General features: G+C 68.3%; 2 pseudogenes. Both read right to left on the minus strand.

Features of this window, described 5'->3' with window-relative positions:
* Positions 1-132: pseudogene (locus G3N93_RS41325) on the minus strand (ABC transporter substrate-binding protein); the annotation flags it as partial.
* Positions 123-363: pseudogene (locus tag G3N93_RS41330) on the minus strand (NAD(P)(+) transhydrogenase (Re/Si-specific) subunit beta); the annotation flags it as partial. The pseudogenes G3N93_RS41325 and G3N93_RS41330, both read right to left, overlap by 10 nt.

The following is a 363-nucleotide window of genomic DNA, read 5'->3' on the forward strand; positions in this document are numbered from 1 at the left end:
GCCGACCAGCGACCCTGCGATGATCAGCATCGCGTTGTTCAGCGAGAAGCCGCGTTTCCATTGTTCGCCGTACTGCGCATCCTGCCCCGTGAGCGGCCCGCTCACGCCGATCACCACCGGCTCGCCCCCCACGCGCCCCCCGCCGCCGCGGCGCCGCGGAAGCCGCCGAGGATCACGTGGAAGAACGAGCGGTTCATCGCGTGGCACATGATGTACGACAGGATCGCGCCCGACGAGCCGACCAGCGACCCTGCGATGATCAGCATCGCGTTGTTCAGCGAGAAGCCGCGTTTCCATTGTTCGCCGTACTGCGCATCCTGCCCCGTGAGCGGCCCGCTCACGCCGATCACCACCGGCTCGCCC

The organism is Burkholderia sp. Se-20378 (assembly GCF_017104665.1).
Taxonomy (GTDB): domain Bacteria; phylum Pseudomonadota; class Gammaproteobacteria; order Burkholderiales; family Burkholderiaceae; genus Burkholderia; species Burkholderia lata.